General features: G+C 67.6%; 21 protein-coding genes and 1 tRNA gene. 7 read left to right on the top strand and 15 right to left on the bottom strand.

From position 1 onward, the window contains the following. Positions 1-29: 29 nt before the first annotated feature. Together ACZ5TV_RS04445 and ACZ5TV_RS04440 are read left to right on the top strand one after the other, a co-directional pair. Positions 30-194 (top strand): hypothetical protein, encoded by a 165-nt coding sequence (locus ACZ5TV_RS04445; protein ID WP_379781981.1) that lies wholly within the window; start codon positions 30-32, stop codon positions 192-194. Positions 195-256: 62 nt separating this feature from the next. After that, positions 257-1,168 carry a 1,4-dihydroxy-2-naphthoyl-CoA synthase gene (locus tag ACZ5TV_RS04440; protein ID WP_379781983.1) on the top strand — a complete coding sequence of 304 codons (912 nt, stop codon included), beginning with the start codon at positions 257-259 and terminating at the stop codon, positions 1,166-1,168. Between the two features lie 384 nt (positions 1,169-1,552). Here ACZ5TV_RS04440 and ACZ5TV_RS04435 read toward each other — a convergent pair whose 3' ends face one another. The 3 genes from ACZ5TV_RS04435 to ACZ5TV_RS04425 all read right to left on the bottom strand — a co-directional run bounded on the left by ACZ5TV_RS04435 (position 1,553) and on the right by ACZ5TV_RS04425 (position 3,458). Then, complete coding sequence (locus ACZ5TV_RS04435; protein ID WP_379781985.1) at positions 1,553-2,464, bottom strand: dimethylarginine dimethylaminohydrolase family protein; 912 nt, start codon at positions 2,462-2,464, stop codon at positions 1,553-1,555. Between the two features lie 451 nt (positions 2,465-2,915). After that, positions 2,916-3,000, bottom strand: a tRNA-Leu gene (locus ACZ5TV_RS04430). Positions 3,001-3,104: 104 nt separating this feature from the next. Beyond that, the gene (locus ACZ5TV_RS04425) at positions 3,105-3,458 is read right to left on the bottom strand and encodes a ferredoxin (RefSeq protein ID WP_379781987.1); all 354 of its coding nucleotides are present in this window, start codon (positions 3,456-3,458) and stop codon (positions 3,105-3,107) included. A 328-nt stretch (positions 3,459-3,786) separates the two neighbouring features. Between ACZ5TV_RS04425 and ACZ5TV_RS04420 the strand changes: the two genes are divergently transcribed. Together ACZ5TV_RS04420 and rnhB are read left to right on the top strand one after the other, a co-directional pair. Further along, positions 3,787-4,158, top strand: coding sequence for a 30S ribosomal protein S8e (locus ACZ5TV_RS04420; RefSeq protein ID WP_379781989.1), 372 nt, complete (start codon positions 3,787-3,789; stop codon positions 4,156-4,158). A gap of 157 nt (positions 4,159-4,315) precedes the next feature. Beyond that, the gene (gene rnhB / locus ACZ5TV_RS04415; RefSeq protein WP_464384150.1) at positions 4,316-4,987 is read left to right on the top strand and encodes a ribonuclease HII; all 672 of its coding nucleotides are present in this window, start codon (positions 4,316-4,318) and stop codon (positions 4,985-4,987) included. Positions 4,988-5,036: 49 nt separating this feature from the next. Here the strand turns inward: rnhB and ACZ5TV_RS04410 are convergent, their stop codons facing one another. From ACZ5TV_RS04410 to ACZ5TV_RS04390, 5 genes are all read right to left on the bottom strand, one after another. Beyond that, entirely contained in the window at positions 5,037-6,023 is a 987-nt protein-coding gene (locus tag ACZ5TV_RS04410) for a replication factor C small subunit (protein ID WP_379783216.1), read from the bottom strand. 364 nt (positions 6,024-6,387) lie between these two features. Further along, entirely contained in the window at positions 6,388-6,642 is a 255-nt protein-coding gene (locus ACZ5TV_RS04405) for a hypothetical protein (protein ID WP_379783214.1), read from the bottom strand. A gap of 57 nt (positions 6,643-6,699) precedes the next feature. Further along, positions 6,700-7,647: an electron transfer flavoprotein subunit alpha/FixB family protein gene (locus tag ACZ5TV_RS04400; protein WP_464384149.1), complete on the bottom strand. Its 948-nt coding sequence runs from the start codon at positions 7,645-7,647 to the stop codon at positions 6,700-6,702. After that, entirely contained in the window at positions 7,644-8,432 is a 789-nt protein-coding gene (locus tag ACZ5TV_RS04395; RefSeq protein WP_379783210.1) for an electron transfer flavoprotein subunit beta/FixA family protein, read from the bottom strand. The genes ACZ5TV_RS04400 and ACZ5TV_RS04395 overlap by 4 nt, the downstream gene beginning before the upstream one ends. A gap of 95 nt (positions 8,433-8,527) precedes the next feature. Then, the gene (locus tag ACZ5TV_RS04390; protein ID WP_464384148.1) at positions 8,528-9,358 is read right to left on the bottom strand and encodes an inositol monophosphatase family protein; all 831 of its coding nucleotides are present in this window, start codon (positions 9,356-9,358) and stop codon (positions 8,528-8,530) included. A 153-nt stretch (positions 9,359-9,511) separates the two neighbouring features. Between ACZ5TV_RS04390 and ACZ5TV_RS04385 the strand changes: the two genes are divergently transcribed. After that, on the top strand, positions 9,512-9,769 hold the full coding sequence (locus ACZ5TV_RS04385) for a hypothetical protein (RefSeq protein ID WP_464384147.1): 258 nt from the start codon (positions 9,512-9,514) through the stop codon (positions 9,767-9,769). A gap of 163 nt (positions 9,770-9,932) precedes the next feature. On the opposite strand, the gene ACZ5TV_RS04380 is transcribed toward ACZ5TV_RS04385, so the two are convergent. From ACZ5TV_RS04380 to ACZ5TV_RS04370, 3 genes are all read right to left on the bottom strand, one after another. Beyond that, complete coding sequence (locus ACZ5TV_RS04380) at positions 9,933-10,145, bottom strand: hypothetical protein (protein WP_379781975.1); 213 nt, start codon at positions 10,143-10,145, stop codon at positions 9,933-9,935. A gap of 230 nt (positions 10,146-10,375) precedes the next feature. Continuing rightward, on the bottom strand, positions 10,376-11,032 hold the full coding sequence (locus tag ACZ5TV_RS04375) for a hypothetical protein (protein ID WP_464384146.1): 657 nt from the start codon (positions 11,030-11,032) through the stop codon (positions 10,376-10,378). Between the two features lie 70 nt (positions 11,033-11,102). Further along, positions 11,103-11,837, bottom strand: coding sequence for a hypothetical protein (locus tag ACZ5TV_RS04370; RefSeq protein ID WP_379781970.1), 735 nt, complete (start codon positions 11,835-11,837; stop codon positions 11,103-11,105). Between the two features lie 449 nt (positions 11,838-12,286). On the opposite strand from ACZ5TV_RS04370, the gene ACZ5TV_RS04365 reads away from it, so the two are divergent. Together ACZ5TV_RS04365 and ACZ5TV_RS04360 are read left to right on the top strand one after the other, a co-directional pair. Next, positions 12,287-12,898 carry a DUF7344 domain-containing protein gene (locus ACZ5TV_RS04365; protein ID WP_379781967.1) on the top strand — a complete coding sequence of 204 codons (612 nt, stop codon included), beginning with the start codon at positions 12,287-12,289 and terminating at the stop codon, positions 12,896-12,898. A 24-nt stretch (positions 12,899-12,922) separates the two neighbouring features. After that, the gene (locus ACZ5TV_RS04360; protein WP_379781965.1) at positions 12,923-13,831 is read left to right on the top strand and encodes a hypothetical protein; all 909 of its coding nucleotides are present in this window, start codon (positions 12,923-12,925) and stop codon (positions 13,829-13,831) included. A 19-nt stretch (positions 13,832-13,850) separates the two neighbouring features. On the opposite strand, the gene ACZ5TV_RS04355 is transcribed toward ACZ5TV_RS04360, so the two are convergent. Genes ACZ5TV_RS04355 through priS form a run of 4 tightly spaced genes read right to left on the bottom strand, consistent with a single transcriptional unit; the run spans position 13,851 to position 18,200 of the window. Then, positions 13,851-15,101: an MBL fold metallo-hydrolase gene (locus tag ACZ5TV_RS04355; RefSeq protein ID WP_379781977.1), complete on the bottom strand. Its 1,251-nt coding sequence runs from the start codon at positions 15,099-15,101 to the stop codon at positions 13,851-13,853. 25 nt (positions 15,102-15,126) lie between these two features. Continuing rightward, positions 15,127-15,909: a DUF998 domain-containing protein gene (locus ACZ5TV_RS04350; RefSeq protein WP_464384145.1), complete on the bottom strand. Its 783-nt coding sequence runs from the start codon at positions 15,907-15,909 to the stop codon at positions 15,127-15,129. 39 nt (positions 15,910-15,948) lie between these two features. Then, on the bottom strand, positions 15,949-17,040 hold the full coding sequence (locus tag ACZ5TV_RS04345) for a DNA replication complex subunit Gins51 (protein ID WP_464384144.1): 1,092 nt from the start codon (positions 17,038-17,040) through the stop codon (positions 15,949-15,951). Further along, positions 17,037-18,200 carry a DNA primase small subunit PriS gene (gene priS, locus ACZ5TV_RS04340; protein WP_464384143.1) on the bottom strand — a complete coding sequence of 388 codons (1,164 nt, stop codon included), beginning with the start codon at positions 18,198-18,200 and terminating at the stop codon, positions 17,037-17,039. The genes ACZ5TV_RS04345 and priS overlap by 4 nt, the downstream gene beginning before the upstream one ends. Between the last annotated feature and the right edge of the window lie 14 nt (positions 18,201-18,214).

Genomic DNA, 18,214 nt, shown 5'->3' with positions numbered 1-18,214 from the left:
ATAACTCTCCTTGGGAGGAACGCACGGGTATGACTGACGACGACCTCGAAACGGCAGTCGAACAGTTCCTCGACGGAACGGAGACGGCACTCGGAGAGTACGATCAGGGGTACGTCGACGCCGACGCGACGCTGTCGGTGATCCGGAACCACCTCGACGAGCTGGCTGCCGCCGCGGAAGACGCGGGCGAGTAGCGCCGACGGCACAACGGGCCGGACTCGGGGCCGTTTATACGTTCCGCGCCCGACCGCCCGGTATGGTCTCGGAGATCTTCGACCCCGACGCGTGGGAGCCGGTCACCGACGAGTTCGACGACGTGACGTACCACCGCGGGGTCGACGTGCCGGCAGTCAGGATCGCCTTCGACCGCCCCGAGGTCCGCAACGCGTTCCGCCCCGGCACCGTCGACGAGCTGTACGCCGCGCTGGATCACGCCCGCAAGCAGGCCGATGTCGGCTGCGTGCTCCTCACCGGGAACGGCCCGTCGGAAACGGACGGCGGCTGGGCGTTCTCCGCGGGCGGCGACCAGTCGGTGCGCGGCGGCTCCGGCTACGAGTACCGCGACGGCGACGAGGCGGGCGAGGCGGACGACCCCCTGGTTCGGGAGGCGCGGGCGGGCCGATTACACATTCTGGAGGTGCAGCGACTCATCCGGTTCATGCCCAAACCGGTCGTCGCCGTGGTCCCGGGCTGGGCGGTCGGCGGCGGCCACTCGCTCCACGTGGTCTGTGACCTCACGCTCGCCAGCGAGGAGCACGCGAAGTTCCTCCAGACCGACCCCGACGTCGCCTCCTTCGACGGGGGGTTCGGTTCCGCGTACCTCGCCAAGCAGATCGGCCAGAAGAAGGCCCGCGAGGTGTTCTTCCGCGGGAAGACCTACTCCGCTGCCGAGGCCGTCGACATGGGGATGGCGAACGAGGCGATCCCCCACGAGGAGCTCGAGACGGTCGCTCTCGAGTGGGCCGCGGAGATGACGCGGAAGTCGCCGACCGCCATGCGGATGTTGAAGTACGCGTTCAACCTGACGGACGACGGGATGGTCGGCCAGCAGGTGTTCGCCGGCGAGGCGACCCGGCTCGCGTACATGACTGAGGAGGCACAAGAGGGGAGAGACGCGTTCTTGGAGAAGCGCGACCCGGCGTTTGAGGAGTACCCCTGGCACTACTGAGGCGCTCCGCGCCGGCTCCCCGGGATCACACCGAGACCCGGGTTCGATCTCTTCCCGGTACGGTCCGAGACGTGGTCGGACACCCGTGGCGAGCGCCGCCGCCGCCGAGACCACGTCGCCGCCTAGGAGTGTGCCGCCATCAGGGCCACGTCGCCGCCTAGGACTGTGTCGCCGCCAGGACCACGCCAGCGACGGCTACCGAGACGCCTTCGGACGACCCGTCCCGTCGCCGCCACGAACTCGGCGAGAACGGCACCGCCGATCAGCTCGATAGCCGGCGACCGCCAGCGCGACCGGAACCTCGGCCTCACGTGTCGTCTCGGATCCCGTCGACGGGATCCGACCTCGCTCGGCCGGGCACACACGACCGGCGGTGACACGAGTTCAGTACGGGAACGCCAGACACGCCACGGAGCCGCCGGCCTTCATGAACTCGTCGGTGGCCACGCCGACCGTCTCGTAGCCGTGTGCCTCCAGTCGGTCGATCGTCGCGTCGTTCGTCTCCTGGATGACGACGAGCTCGCCGCCGACGGCGTGACAGTTACAGGCGAACCCTTCCTGTGCGGCCGCGGCCGGCACCTCGATCAGCGTGTCGAACAACCGATCGAGCTTCGCCCGCCCCGTCGCGGTGAACGCGTCGGGACACACGAGCGCGGTCGTCTCGTCCAGCGCCGAGAAACAGACGTCGAGGTGGTAGTAGGCGTCGTCGGTGAGCTCGAGGGGGACCACGTCGATCCCGAACCGCTCGGCGAGCTCGCGGTACGCGCCGAGCTCCGACCGCTGGCCGTAACCGCCCCACAGCAGGTCTCGGCCGGGATGCCAACGCGCGTCCCCACAGCCCTCGAAGGGGGCGTCCGTGTGGAGCCGCACCACCTCGTAGCCGGCGGCCTCCGCCCACCGCTCGAAGTACGCCGGCTCGTCGCGCCGCTCCGCGGTCGCCATTCGTGCGAGCACGAATCGGTCTTCGCCGGGGATCGAGAGGGCGTGGTTCGAACAGAACGCCATGTCCGGGAGGTCCTCGGGCGGCGTAACCGCCGCCTCCTCGTCGAGTTCCGTCCGTACTCCGTCCGCGTCGAACACCGTTACGTCGGCGAGTTCTCCGAACAGCTCGACGAGCGACTCCCACTGTGCCGCGGCCCGTTCCTCGTCGACGCCGGGCCGCATGTACGGGTTGATCTCGTAGTCGACGTCGAAGTGTGTCGGTGCCGAGAACAACACGGATCGATCGAGTGATCGCTTCTCGAACGATCCTCTGTTCGGGATCGAGTCGACATCGACGAACAACGCTCCACTCATAAGTTAACTATTCCAACAGGTCCGCATCGTATAGTTCCTCGGGTCCGATGAGTCGCGTCGTAACCGAACGGTCACGGCGCGTACTTCGCCTCGGACTCGCGTTCGCTCGCCGTGGAAGCAGCTCGCTCACTTCCCGCTCTCCGATTCGAATCCTTCCGTTTCGAGCCGCGGCGCTCACGGTGTGTGAGCGCCGCGACATGCGGGGGAAGGGATTCGAACCTCACTCACTCCGCTCGTGACGCTCGCTCCGTTCCCTGCTTCGAATCCTTCTGCTCCGGGCCGCGGCGCTCACGGTGTGTGAGCGCCGCGACATGCGGGGGAAGGGATTCGAACCAACGAAAGACGGTCCGGGCATGCGGCTCGCTTCGCTCGCCGGTCCGGGCTGCGACTTTCCGGGTTCGAACTCCTTCGAGCCCTATTCCCGCTGCTCGCGGGCTGCTCGCAGCAGGAATGCGGGGGAAGGGATTCGAACCCTCGAACCTCTACAGGAGCGGATCTTAAGTCCGCCGCTTTTGGCCAGGCTCAGCCACCCCCGCGCACTCCCCGCTTCCGGTGGCGCGGTCAAACCCCTTTCGGATGCGGTCGCCGACTCGGGGTCCCGCACCGTCGACCTGGCGTCCGGACGGTCGACTCGTCCTCCCTACCAGTCGACGGAGAGCGTCCCGTCGCCGTGCGGGTCCGGCGCGATCTCCTCGTCGGTCCGGCGGTCGACCACGTGGATGACGCCGTGCTCCTTCTTCGCCGGACACGCTTCCGCCGCCCGGACGTTCTCCGCGAGGTCGTCCTCGCCGATGTAGTAGGTTCGGGGCTTCGCCATCCCGCTCATGACGTCCATCTCCCAGTTGTCCGCGACCTCGGCACACTTACCCGCCCCGAAGCACTTGTTCGCCTCGAAGACGATCTTGTACGGCTTCTCGTCGATCGGCGGCCCCTCGCCGCCGAGGTCGCTCGCGGACAACACGCCCTCCCCGGCGGTCCCGTCCTCGTCGGTCATGCGATCCGATCGGTCCCGACGGGCCTTTCGTCTGTCGATCGCTCTCGACGACAACGAGGGCCCATCGCTCTCGGCACCGCTAGGTGGTCGTCACTCCCGATCCGCCTCGACTCACTCCCGATCCGCCTCGACTCACTCCCGATCCGCCTCGACTCACTCCCGATCCGCCTCGACTCACTCCCGATCCTCGGTTTCGGTCCTGCTCTCGATCCCGGGGCCCGTTCCCGTCCTCGATCCCGGAATCCGTCTCCGCCCCCGATCCGTCGGGAACGGCCGTTCGCCGGCCCGAGTCGAACGCTTCAAGTATTCGCTGACTGTTCGTACCTGTATGAAAGACCAGGGACGCTCCACGCGCAAGCGGACCGGCGGCCGACTGAAGCACGCCTCGAACAAGAAGCGCCACCAGCTCGGCCGCGAACCCGCCGAGACGACGGTCGGCGAACCCCGCGTCCAGTACATCGACTCCCGCGGCACGGAAACGAAGATCCGCGCCCTCTCGACGAACGTCGCGCAGGTCGCCGACGACGGCGAAGTCGCCGAGGCCACCATCGAGGACGTCGTCGACAACCCCTCCAACGTCAACTACGCCCGCCGGAACATCGTCACCAAGGGTGCCATCATCGAGACGAGCGAGGGCCGCGCCCGCGTCACCTCCCGTCCCGGTCAGACCGGCGGCGTCAACGCCGTCCTGATCGAGTAGCCCGTTCGACTTTCGGTCGGGTTCCGTTCGCTCCGTTCTTTCGGTCGCGTTCCGTTTCGCCACTCCAGCGTGAACGGGCCGGTCTCCGGTCCGAACCACCGGTGCGGATCCGTCCCCGATCTGAAGGTATTTGTCCGTCCCGCCCGCCTCTCCGGGCATGTACGTCGGCGTCGACGAGGCCGGAAAAGGGCCCGTGATCGGGCCGATGGTCGCCGCGGCCGTGCGCGCGAACCCGGACCAGCTCCCGGCCGACGTCGACGACTCGAAACGCGTCCCGCCCGAGCGACGCGTCGCGATCGCCGCCGAACTCCGCGCGCACGACGCGGTGGAACTGCAGGTCGCGACCGTCGACCCGCCCGAGATCGACGCTCCGGACACGGACATGAACACCCTCACCGTGTGGGGCCAGGCCCGGGCGGTTCGCGGGGTGTGCCGCCCGGGTGACCGCGTCGTCGCCGACGCCGGCGACACCTCCGAGGAGCGATTCGCGAGTCGGTTGGCGGAGGGCATCGGCGCGAGCGACGCGCTCGAGAACGGGCACTCACCCGACGTCAGCGCCGCCCACGGGGCCGACGAGTCCGACCCCGTCGTCGCCGCGGCGAGCATCGTCGCCAAGGTCGCCCGCGACGCCCGGATGCGTGCGATCGACGCGACGTATCCCGCGTACGACGGCGTCGGCAGCGGCTACCCGAGCGACCCGACCACCCGCACGTTCCTGCGGGCGTACGCGAGCGACCACGGCGACGTGCCCGCCCACGCCCGCCGGTCGTGGTCGACGTGTACGGACGTGCTCGCGGCCGCCGAGCAGTCGGCGCTCGACGAGTTCTGAGCGAGCCCCCTCCCGCCGGCGACTCGCTCTTCCCGGGACGTGTGCTCGGCTACTCCTCGCGCAACGCCAACGCCGCCAGCAACGCCTCCAGCTGGACCCCCTCGTTCGCCCCCTCGGCGATCCGGTAGTCGGCCTCACCAACCCGTTCCATCAGCCGAACGGCCTCGCGCTCGTGGAGGTCGAACTCCCAGACGGAGCGGTGGAGCTGGTCGATCACGTCGCCGCCGGCCATCCCGGTGTCGGTGAGCAGCGTGTCGAGGGTCGCGCGCGCCTTCGTGAAGTCGCCGTTCAGCGCGTCGGTCACCATCGACTCGATCTCCTCGGGGCGAGCCGTCGCGGTGATCGCGTAGACGGCCTCCTCGTCGACGACGCCCCCCGTCGTTGCCGCGGCTTGGAGGGAGTTGATCGCCCGTCGCATGTCGCCGTCGGCAGCGTACACCAGCGCGTCGACGCCCGCGTCGGTCACCTCGATCCCTTCCGCCGTCGCGATCTCCCGGACCTGTGCCGCGACGGCGGCGTCCGAGAGCGGGGAGAACCGGAAGACGGCACACCGTGACTGGATCGGGTCGATGATCTTCGAGGAGTAGTTACACGAGAGGATGAATCGCGTGTTGTCGGAGAACTGCTCCATCGTCCGGCGGAGCGCTGACTGGGCGTCGTCAGTGAGACTGTCCGACTCATCAAGGAACACGATCCGGAAGTCGCCGCCGAACGACGACCGCGCGAACCCCTTGATCCGGTCACGCACCACGTCGATACCGCGCTGATCGGAGGCGTTGAGCTCGAGGAAGTTCCCCCGCCAGTTGTCCTCACCGTACACTTCCCGGGCGATGGCGGTGGCTGCGGTAGTTTTCCCCACTCCTGCCGGACCTGAAAATAACAGGTGGGGTACGTCGTCCTGGTCGATGTAGCTCTGGAGCCGCTCGATTATTTCCTCCTGGCCGTGGATGTCGGAGAGCGTCTGCGGTCGGTACTTCTCGATCCAGATCTCCCGGCCCGTCGCGGTCGCCGCCGGCGACCCCTCGGCGTCGCTCATGTTCGGATCGAGGGGTCGGCGGGGTGATAAACGAACCGAGAACGGGGCGGTAACGACGGTGTGTACGTGGGGCGGAGGGACCGCTGGCGTGCACGTACTGATGACGTCGTGCACGTACTGATGACGTCGTGCACGTACTGATGACGTCGTGCACGTACTGATGACGTCGTGCACGTACTGATGACGTCGTGCACGTACTGATGACGTCGTGCACGTACTGATGACGTCGTGCACGTACTGATGACGTCGTGCACGTACTGATGACGTCGTGCACGCGGGAGACGGAACGTGATAACGGGACGCGAATCGGCGAGCAGCGGTGTATCGCGAGGGGGCCGACCGTGGCTCCGCGTGTCCGCCCGCCTCACTCCGCTCGCGAGAGCCGTTGGAGCTCGTACGCGAACACCCACACGCCCATCAACACGCCGACGGGCACGACGATCCCGGCGACTTCTTCGGAGACCGGGAGCTCGGCGACGTCAACGAGGAGCCGCGTCGTGGTCGCCGATAGCTCCGCGAACACTTCGACGTGCTCGCGGACCGTCGACGTGAGTACCGACCCAACGATCAGGGTGACCATCGCCGCAGTCCCGTGTATCGCGCCCCGGATATGTGGCATATCCAACCGATATTCGGGGGTTCGTATATTCCTTTTCCCGCGCTTCCCGACCCGTCCTCACTCGAACTGTGCGACGAGCTCGGGGATGACGTCGAACAGGTCGCCGACGATGCCGTAGTCGGCGATGTCGAAGATCGGCGCGTTGGGGTCGGTGTTGATCGCGACGATCGTGTCCGAGCCTTTCATGCCCGCGACGTGCTGGACCGCGCCGGAGATGCCGACGGCGATGTACACGTCCGGCGTGACGACCTTCCCCGACTGGCCGACCTGGCGGTTCTTCGGGAGCCAGCCGCTGTCGACGATGGGTCGCGAGGCGGACAGCGTCGCGCCGAGGGCGTCCGCCAGCTCCTCGACGACCTCGAGGTTCTCCTCCTCCCCGATCCCGCGGCCGACGGAGACGAGGACGTCGGCGTCCGCGATGTCGACGTCGCCGCCGCCGACCTCCTCGAACCCCTTCACGCGTGCGCCAGACTCCGGGTGGTCGATCTCGACCGACTCGACCTCGGCGTCGCCGACGCCCTCGGCGGGCTCGAACTCGCCGCCGCGGGTCGTGAGACAGAACCGGTCGCCGTCGACGGCGACGGTCGTCTCCACCTTCGAGCCGTACATCTCGCGGGTGACCGTGAGCCCGTCACCGAACGCGAAGCCGATCGCGTCCGTGACGAGCGGGATGTCGAGCCGCTCGGCGACCGCGGGCGCGTAGTCGAGGCCGTTGACGGAGTTCGGCGCGAGTACCGCGGTCGCGTCGGCTCGCTCGACGAGCTCGGTCACGGCCGAGGTGTAGACGGTGTTGTCGAACTCCTCGCCGTTCTCGACGGCGTAGATCCGGTCGACGCCCGGGCGGTTCAGCGACTCCGCGAACCGCTCCGTGTCGCCGGAAACGACGGCGACTGCGAGCTCGCCCCCGAGGGCGTCCGCGAGCTCGCGGCCGGCGGTCACGAGCTCGTAGGAGACATCGCGCAGCTCTCCGCGGCGGTGGTCGGCGACGACGAGCACGCTCATCACGCACTCACCCCCTTCTCACGGAGGACCTCCGCAAGGCGTCCCGCGGCCTCGCCGGCGTCGCCCTCGATGAGCTCCGCGTCGGACTCGCTTTCCGGCTCGTACATCGCCGTCAACGTCAACGCGCTCTCGACGTCCGCCGGCTCCAGCCCGAGGTCGGCGAGGTCGGTGGCCGCGATCTCCTTGCGCTGAGCCTGACGGATCCCACGAAGACTGGCGTATCGCGGCTCGTTGAGCCCGGTCTGGACGGTGAGAACGGCCGGGAGGTCGACCTCCGTCAGCTCCTCGACGCCCCCCTCGAGCTCGCGGTGGACGTTCGCGAGGCCGGCGTCGGCGTCGACTTCGAGGTCGTTGACGACGGCGGCGTGGTTGAACCCGATCCGCTCGGCGAGCGCGACGCCGGTCGCCCCGAATCCGGTGTCGGCGGCCTGGACGCCGCCGAGAACGAGCTCCGGTTCCTCCGATTCGACGACCGCCTCGAACACGTCGACCTTGGAGGCGACGTCGGGGAACGTCCCTTCGAAGGCGTCGTCCCAGACGCGGACCGCGCGGTCGACGCCCTTCGCGAGCGCCATCCGGATCGTCTCCTCGGCACGCTCGGGGCCGATGGTGACCGCGACGACCTCGTCGACGATGTCGGCCTCGGCGAGCTGGACGGCGGCCTCGACGGCGTAGTCGTCCCACTCGTTGAGGTCGTACTCCAGGTCCGATTCGGCGATGTCAGTCCCGTCGATCTCGAAGTCGTCGTCGGCTTCGGCGACCTCCTTGACGGTCACGAGGACTTTCATGAACGATCCTCCGACGCTGAGCGTGTAAGGGTTTTCGGAACGCGCCACCCGTGGGAAGGCGTTGTCGTCCCGACGCGCCCGTCCGCTGGCCGGCGCTACTCCTCGATCGCCTGTGCGGCCGCGAGCACCTCGTCGTGGAGCGGCCCGTTCGAGGCGACGAGTCCGACGGAGTCGTGTCGCCAGCGGTCGCCCTCGAGGTCGGTCACCGTCCCGCCCGCCTGCCGGATCATGAAGACGCCGGCGACGGAGTCCCAGGGGTTCGCCCGGAGGTTCGTGATCGTGCCCTCCAGCCCGCCGGCGGCGACCGTCGGGAGGACGACCTGGGCCGCGCCGAGCCGTCGCATGTCGCCGAACCGGTCGACGATCGCCTCGCAGGCGTTCGCGTACTCGTCGCGCTCGTCGTGGTCCCACCACAGCGTGGGGTCGACCGCGCCTCGACGTGGCTCCGCCACGTCGTTGACCCGCATCGGTTCCCCGTTGCGGTACGCGCCGTCGAGGTCCGCGGTGTAGACGTCGCCGAGCGCCGGCGCGACGGTGGCGGCCGCGACGGGTTCGCCGTCGATCACGGCGGCGACCGCGGTCCCCCAGAACCGGATCTCGCGGACGAAGTTGTGCGTGCCGTCGATCGGGTCGATCACCCACGCGGCACCCTCGTCGGGAACCCGCTTGTGGGCGTCCTCCTCCTCGCCGACGACGGTGTCCTCGGGGAACGACTCGCGTATCCGCTCGATCACGGTCCGCTGGGCGGCGCGGTCGGCTTCGGTCACCACGTCGTCCGCCCCCTTCTCCTCGACCGGCATGTCGGTTCGGAAGGCGTCGTTGGCGACGCGAGCACCCGCCCGTGCGGCCGCCTCGGTGACGGCAGCGCGTTTCTCGGCGTCCGAGACGTCCGGCGGGAGCACCGGGGACTCGTCGATATCGCTCATGGCTCGAGTACGGCCTCACGCGGTCTATAAACGTCGATCCGGCGACGCGGAACGTGTCGCGGGCACGACGGGTCCGAAAGCCGATGGCGACACAAATTAACTCGGTTCCGAATCCGAGTATACTTAAATACCTCCGTCGACATACGATCGACTATGGAACCGGAGGAAGCGGTTCGACAGCTCGAGTACGCCATCGACGCCTCGCTCGACGAGGCCGGACGACGCAGCGCGGCCGGCTTTCGGCCGACGTTCGAGCGCGTCGCCGACCGGGCGGACGGCGGTGCCGTGTACGAGCTCGCCTGTCAGCTCTCGACCGAGGTCGCCGACGGCCGACACCCGCTCCCGGCCGACGTGGACGCGACCGCGGATCGCGTGCTTCGAGACCGGGCGTACACGGACGGCGGCGAGTAGCCGCGCCGCGGTCGGGAGGGCCGCTCGCGTGGCTGGGTAGTATATAAGCACGGACTGCTCGTCCACGGACGCTCGTATCACCGAAACCACCGCTTCTCGGGAGTCGTGACGGCGTACGGATCGACGGCGTCCCGCGCCGTTTCGCACGTCTCTTATATACCCCTCATCGACGCGGCGTTCGCGTGAACAGCAGGACGGTCACGACGACGATCGCGAGAAGCGAGAGGAGCCCGAGCAGCTCCGCGGCCCCGAACCACCCGATCGACGGCAGATACGCTTCGGGACCGTCGACGCCCGGTGTAGCCGACACCACCGTCAACAGGAGGATCGCCGCGGCGAGGGCGACGAGGAACGTCGTCGTACGGGGAAGTCGCATGGTGGTCCCCATAGTTGTTGGGGAGTCGAAAGTAATGGGTCGTTGATGCGACATCGAGCGGTCGTCGTGGTGGTTTAGAGAGGATGGTTGCGAGTCTAAGTCAAAAATCGAATCATGGAACGGGTTTGCTGCGGTCGATCCGGTTTCGGCTGGTACAGTAGGGCCCTGTACAATCACACCGTTCCGATATCGATCCATCGTCGATTTTAATACCAATATTCGGTGGTGAGTTATTCCGAAACGACGGCATCGACCGCGAGATCACCGTCGATCCGCTCACCTAACGTCTCGTCCGGCGCGTGGAGGAGGAACGAGACGCCGATAGTTTCTCCGCTTCCAAGCGTGATTTCCTCCGCAACGGGATCTGGCGTCGGACCGTGTATCTGATCCAGTTGCTCGCCGTCGTTATGCACTTCGAACCAGAACTCAGTATTGAACTCGCCCGATTCGCCGACGTCTTCTTCTTCGAGTCTGTACTCTATCGTAAGATCGTAGGTGTTGTTCGTCTGGTTGGTGATGAGGAACGCGGAATCGAACTCCCCCGACTGATCGCCGACCGATGACGGCTCGTTGCTCTTTTTAGGGAACGGTGTGAGGCCCGCGATCGCGTCCCCGCTGTCGTCATCTACGAAGAGCCCGAACTGGTAGACGGAATTCTGATTGATTCCCGTCGTACCGAGGTCGATTACCAGCTCACCGTCATCATCGTGTACACCACCTACCTCAGGATTCGGAACGAGACCAACGAGCGCATCAGCATCGTTAACCACCGCGATGTCGACGTCTCGTCCGCTCACTTGTGCGGCACTGAAAGCCCCCGTTCCGAGAGCGGCAGCAGCGCTCACGGCGAGGGTTCCGGCACCGAGCACGATTTTTCGTCGTTTCATGATTATGTATTCTCCCCGAGAAGCGGCCGAAGGGAGGACCTCCGGGATCTACTCCTCTGGTTTAATGTTCTCAGTCGTCCACCGGACCGGTGACGTCGAAGTCATCCTGGTCAACGATCTGATCGCCGGCGTTGAGGACGAGTTCTCCGTCGAACTCGTTATCCTCTTTGGTCGGATCGAAGTCAGCCGCCTTGACGATCAGTGACACTGCGAGCGTTTCGCCGCTCCCTAGCGGGAACGCACCGAGCCGGTCGGCGTCCTGTTCGGTTCCGGTAACCGGAACGACGAATGCACCGGTGGAGTCGCCCGCAGCGACGAGTGCGAGTTCGGCATTATTTGTGTCTGGGGCAGATCCACTGTAGAAGAGCTCGATGTTGTGAGCTTGGGAGTCTTCGTTGACGATTTCGAAGGCCGGATCATCGGGAGTCGTCGTGTCGGAGCCGTCTTCACCTTCGCCCCCGTACAGGACGTCGTCCATCGTAAGGATCTCAGCACCGCCGGCAGCGAAGTCTTCGAATGCTCCTTTGGCTTCGCCGCCGATGGCGCCAACCTGGTACACGGAGTTGGGATTGATGCCGGATCCGCCGTCACCGTCGAAGCTGATTTCGAGTTGTCCGTCCTCGTAAAACACGCGTTCGCCGTATTCACCCGGATGGAGCTGGATCAGCGCTGAATCGTCAGCGTTGACCGCGATGTCGACGTCACGGTCGTTGATCTGTGCTGCGCTAAACGCGCCCGTACCCATCGCCGCAGCTGCTCCTGATGCCAATGCGCCCATTCCGATCACGAATTTGCGTCGTTCCATGGTGTATCTCACCTGTGTTCTCGCACCCCCGCACCCCGGGACGTCCCGGGCCGGGAGCGCTTGGAACATCCATGGGGCGGATGGCATATCGTTATGAACTCCTCTCGGCGATCACGAGGAGGACGAGAGATCCGACGATCGATCCTCGATCCGTCATCGAGCACGGTCCAAGCCACCATCGAGACGTGATATCCCGTTTCAAGCGCGTCTCGCGGTAGTACAAACGACCGATTGTGTTACGGTAACACACCATCAACGAGGGGCTGAAACGGCCGGGTCGGACATCGAGCCGGGGCAGAAAACCGGTAAGCAGTGCCGGTACGTGTCAGACATCCGGATCTAACGTCTTAATTATCCAACCCATTTATAGTGGATTCGCTAACACGTGCGGAACGAACGGGTCGGTCCAGGCCGGGACGCGCCGGCCGACCGACGGGGGTCACCACGCTATGCTCGCTACCACGACGACAGCCGGAGGAGAACCGACCGGAGGGGGCGACGAACGCGCCGATCTCTCCGAGGACGACGTGTTCGAGGTCCTCTCGAACCGCCGCCGCCGCTACACTATCCACGCGCTCAAACGCGCCGAGGAGACGGAGGAAGAGCCGCTCGACGTGGCCGACATCTCCGAGTACGTCACCGCGTGGGAGCTCGACATCGATCCGACGGAGGTGGAGTACGAGGACCGACGAAACGTCCACAGCACGCTTCGACGCACACACCTGCCGAAACTCGAGGAAACGAACGTCATCACCGTCGACGACGAGACGGACGTCGTCCGCCCGACCCCGGCGCTCCGGGACCTCGACATCTACATCGAGGTGCTCCGAGGTCGTGAGATCCCGTGGAGCCAGTATTACATCGGGCTCGCGGGACTCGCCGGGGTTTCCCTGCTCGCCGTCGAAACCGGCGTCATCGGATTCGGAGCCATGGAACCGCTCGGGATCGCCGTGTTCACCGTTACCGCCTTCACCGTGAGCGCGCTCGTTCACTACTACTACGGCGAACGAAGACGCCTCGGCAACGAGGCGAAACCGCCCGAGCTCCGGAGACGGAGCTGAAAAGCCGGAGTCCCGTCGACAGCCATGAGCACCCGAACCCGGCGGCCGACCGTCGAACTGCGCAGGTTACGCACCCTCAGCGTCCTGCTCGCGTTCACCGCCGCGGTCGGGCTGGTGTTCGGTACGGCCGGGTTCACGGTGATGAGCGCCGACCGCGGGATCGACGCCAGCGTCGTCGCCGACGACGAGGCGTCCCTCGGCTACGACACGCTGACCGACGCGGTCGACGACGGGGAGTCAACAGCGGTCGTCGCGTATCACAACCAGTTCGAACACGACCTCGACGAGTTCCACGTCGACGTCTCGATCGTCGATCCGGATACCGAGACGACGCTCGTCGACGCCGAGACGCCCGACGAGCTCCCGAGCGCGACGGACGGGACGGTCGACGTTACCCTCGCGTGTCCCGTCGAGGAGGAGGTCCACCTCCAGTTCGAAGCGACCGGAAGCGGCGGGGGCGTCAGCGTCTCGCTCGACCGCGTCCACACGGTGACGTGTCTCCCCGACGACCCGGATGACCCCGACGGCCCAACCGTGACCGGCGTTCAGTACAACAACGCCGCGAACGCCGACGTCCACACCGATGGTTCCGACGGTAACGTCTCGGCTATCGTGTGGATCGTCGACAGCCCGCCGGTCGACACGCCGGACGCGATCGAGCCCGTCGTGTTCGACGACGCCGAACCGCTCGACACCGCGAAGAAGGTCCGACCCGAGGTCGTCCAGAGCCGCGCCCCGAGTGAGCTCCCGAACGACTGGAAGATCGTCGCCATCGAGTTCCCCGACCAGGACGTCGCGTACGTCCATCCACAATGGGACGCGGGCGAGTACGACGCTCCGAAGACCGGCGACGGCGTCGAGACGACGGAGCTCCCGCTCGACGCCGAACAACTGGTGAACACGTCCGTCGTCGATGAGAGCGAGGACGGCTGAACTGCGAGGGAGGAGAGCGCTACACCTCGATCCGTTCGCCGAGTTCGGGCGCGCTCGCCGCGTACCCGTCCGCTCGCAGGTCCTCGGCGAACGCTACACAGCGGTCCCCGTGATTCACGAGCACCCGCCCGTCGCGATACGCGTCCAAGAACGACTCCAGTCCCTCGCGGTCGGCGTGTGCGGAGAAGTCGAACGACTCCACGCGGGCGCTTACCGGCCTGACTTGGCCACGTATCGCCAGCCGCCCGTGCTCCTGGAGCTCCCGGCCGGGCGTTCCCTCGACCTGATACCCGGTCAGGGTGACCGCGTTCGTCGGGTCACCACGGATCTCGGGGAGGTACGCGTGTACGGGCCCTCCCGTCAACATCCCCGAGGTGGTGAGTATCAGCGCGTTGTCGGCGGCGATCCGCTCGCGCTGGCCGTCCCGGCCGGTCACGAACCGGGCCGCACCCGCCGCGTCCCGGAGCGCCTCCGGGTCGCGCAGGAACTCGGGGTGTCGCCGTACCAGCCGTGTCACCTCGCGACCCATCCCGTCGACGTACGGAGTCAGGTCGTTCGCTCCGGAGACGAGCATCAGCTCCTGTGTCCGACCGATCGCGAACACGGGCGCGACGACGGTGCCGCCCTCCCAGGTCGTCGTCCGCACGCGCTCGGCCCACCGCTGCTCGACCGCCGCCCGCTCCTCGTGTGTCACGTCGGCGTACGTCGACTCGCAGATCACGACGTCGGCGTCGGGCCGCGTGGTCGTCCCCGCCACCAGCCGCTGGTCGTCGGTGTGGAAATCGCCGGTGTACAACAGCCGGGTGTCACCGTCGTCGACGAGGACGTGTGCGGAGCCCGGGATGTGGCCCGCGTCGAACAGCGTCACCTCGTAGCCGCCGGCGTCGGGGCCTCCAAGCACCGCGAACGGCTCCTCGTAGCCGTGCCGCTGCTCGACCTCGCCGAGGCGAGCGACGTGTTCGTCGGTGAACGGACACAGCGGGCTGTTCCCGTGGAGTGTGAGCGTGTCGCGCGCCAGCACCCGTGCGAGGTCCGCGGTGGGCGGCGTCCAGTGGATCGTGGGACGACGCGACCCCTTCAACAGCGCGGGCACCGCACCGACGTGGTCGAGGTGGCCGTGTGAGACGACGACCGCGTCGGGCTCCGGATCCCGGATCGGGTACTGCGGCGGGTCCGCGGTCAACAGCCCGTAATCGAGCAGCAACGAGTCGTCGACGAGCACCGCGCTCCGACCCACCTCGCGGGCACCGCCGAGGAACTCGACCTCCATTACCCGGTCGTAGCCGGCCGCCGGGTTAGTGTTCGTCGGTCCCGGGGCTGGGACGGTCGCCGTCGCCACCGCCGCCGGCGACCCCTTCGCCGTCGCACCCACCACTGTCGTCACCGCCGGCGTCGCCGGCAGCATCCCTACCGCTCTCGACGACGGGCAACGGCCCGACGAGCCACACCCACGCGGCCAGCATGAGCGCGCCCGGGAGCTCCGGGAGCGCGAGTCCCGTTACGGGCCACCAGCCGGCGACGAACGTCGCCCAGACGGCGACGTGGATCGGGACGAACGCGAGCGTGACCCGGCCCCCGATAGTCCCTCGTCGAGCGATGCCGTCGATCCCGAAGACGACCGTGATCAGCGCGTAGAAGCCTACCGCGGCGGGGCCGTGAAGGGGCTGCGTGAGATCGAACAGTCCGACGCCCGCCATCGCGATCATCGCGAGCGCGAACACGACGGCCCGGAGGCGACTCGTCATCCGCGGTCGATCCGCCGCTCGCCACAGCCCGATGGCATAGCCGATCCCGACGAGGCCGCCGAGGATCAGTCCACCGTTGAAGACGGGCGCGCTTCGGTCACGAACCCCGAGATCCGAGAGCGCGTCGCCGGTCCACGAGAACCCCGGATCGAGGGCGACCGCGACCGCGATCCCGCCGAGCGCGAGGAGCGTCGCGGCCGCGCCGAACACGCGCGGATCGACGGCGAGGATGGCGGTCCCGGATTCCGTTGTCTCCGGAGGGTCGTCACCGGCAGTCGGCGGGGTGTCGCCGGCAGTCGGCGGGGTGTCGCCGGCAGTCGACGCGTCGCTCATGCGTTCGGCTGACGCGGTGACGGGTAAAAACTCCGCCGCTCAGTCGATCCGTTCGGCGGCGTCCCGCTGAACCAATGGCTCTGCGTTCGCCGTCGGGAGGTCGACGATGTCTTCGCTCGTGAGCTCGTACTCGCGCTCGTCGACGCCCAGTATCGCGCCCACGTCGCGGGTGATCCGGACCGTCTCGCGCGCGGCGTCAGTGGGTCGGTCTCCACCGCCGGTGCTCGCCGAGTCCCTACCCGTGCCCGAGTCGGTCCCGTCCGCCGGCTCGTGTGCGGACGTCGCGTTTGTGGTCGACCCGTTCGCTCCCGGTGCGCCGGGCGGTGCCGGCTCGGGTTCGACCGGTGTCGGACCGTCGTTGTCGGCCGTATCGTCTGCCGGGGTGGCCGTCCCGCCGCCCGCTCGATCGGCCGTCGCGCCCCCGTCGGGAACGGTGTCGGCGGTAGCGGTCCGATCGTTCCCGACACCACGGCCGTCCTCCTGCTCGGACGCTGAGTCCGTATCGGCTCCCATCGCCCCCGCGAGGACGTCCCCGCCCGGCGCGCTTGGCGCGTCCGGATCGGCGTTCTCGCTTGGATCGGGCTCCGCGGCCGGACCGCGTTCCACGCTCCGGTCGGGCTCCGCGGCTGCCGTTCCCCCGTGAGCGTTCGTGGCCGCGTCCGGGTTCACGTCGGCCTCGGGGTCGGTGTCACTGCTGGTGTTCGTACCCGTGGTGCCGTCCGCCCCGTCGGTTTCCGACGGGACCTCGCCCGCCAGCGTGTTCAAAACGGTGGCTTTGTTCGCCTCGATCCGCTCGACGAGGTCGTCGAACAGCGCGCGCTCCTCCGTGGTCATCCCCTCGGTCTCGACGGGCATGTCCGCGGCCGCGAACGACGCGAGCTTGACGACCTTGCCGACGCGGCGCTCGTACAGCGCCTCGGCGACCTCCTCGGCGGTCTCCAGCTCGTCCGACATGCGGCGAACGTCGTCGTCGGAGAAGGGGTTCGACACCTGATCGGCACGATGATCGCGGGCCGCGCGCAGGTCGTTCACGTACGCGGCGACGTCGTCGTAGAAGGCGTCGCGCAGGTGCTGGAGGCTGTCCTTGCGGCGTTCCTTCGCTTGGACCGATCGGAGTTCGTCGAGATTCATCGTTCGGGTGCTTTCCGCGCCTCGCCGCGGGCCATCAGGAAGACGCCCGCGAACTCGGGGACCGTGTTCTCGCCGGATCGAACACTGATCGTCCGGCCGTTTAATTCTACCGTCCGTTCCGTCTCACACTCGATCCGGATCTCCCGACCGACGAACCGGTCCGGGACTGCGTCCCGAAGCGGGTCGAACCCGTCGAGCTCCGCCCGTTCGATGGGCGTGACGACGAGCCCCGACCCGCCGTGGAGCGTTCCGGGCAATCTGATGAGCCGGCGGGTGTCGGTCGTCACCGGCTCGTCGATGGGTGCGGTGTCGGTCGCGGCCACGCGTGCGGCGAGCGCGCTCACCAGCCGTCGGACTCCCGGACCGCCCGCCTCGACGTTGCCCTCGCGGACTGCGGTCGGGTTGCGCTCGAACGCCCCGAGGATCGTCCCCGCGCGCCCTTGGCCGATCCCGTCGAGCTCCATCAGTCGCTCGCGGGCCGCCGTCTCGTCCATCTCCCGGAGGTCGTCGGCGTACTCGACGAGCGCCTCGTGGACGCGCGCGCCCCACCCGCCCTCCGTGCGGAGCACGCGCTTCGTCGTCCCGCGGTCGGAGACCGTCCGGATCAACCCGTCGGTGTCGAGGTCGACCGCACGGACGTAATCGACCACCTCGCGGCGCGCCTCGCTGTCCAGCTCGCGGACCGACTCGTCGCGGACGTGGACGTGGTAGCCGCGCCCCCCGGAGAAGACGATCGTGAGGTCCTCGAAGGCGAAGTCGTTCTCCAGAAAGTCGAGCAGTCGGTACAACGCCTGCTTACACGCTTCGAGCATCTCGGGGTAGCTCGTCGTCTCGGGGTCGACACCCGGGAGGTGGTCGGCGTCGAGGTCGAAGACGAGGTCGGCCGAGCGCCACCCCTTCTTTCCCATCGTCGACGCGCCGGGATCGTCGTAGCGCGCGGCCGAGAAGTAGGCGTGCCGCGGCGCGTTGTCAGCGAAGAACGTATCGAGATCGCCCAGGTCGTACAACGACTGGTGACGCACCATCGTCGTTCCCGTGCCGGGCGTCCACGGGATCTGCCCCCACTCGCGGAGGTTCGCGTCCGGCGGCGGCGACAGCGAGACGCGGCGGTAGTAGTCGCCGAACCGCCCCGCGAGATACTCGCGCGTCCGGTCGTCCATCGTTTCATTGTGTA

The sequence above is a fragment of the Halorubrum tibetense genome (assembly GCF_055396225.1).
This window is presented reverse-complemented; position numbering and strand designations above follow the sequence as displayed.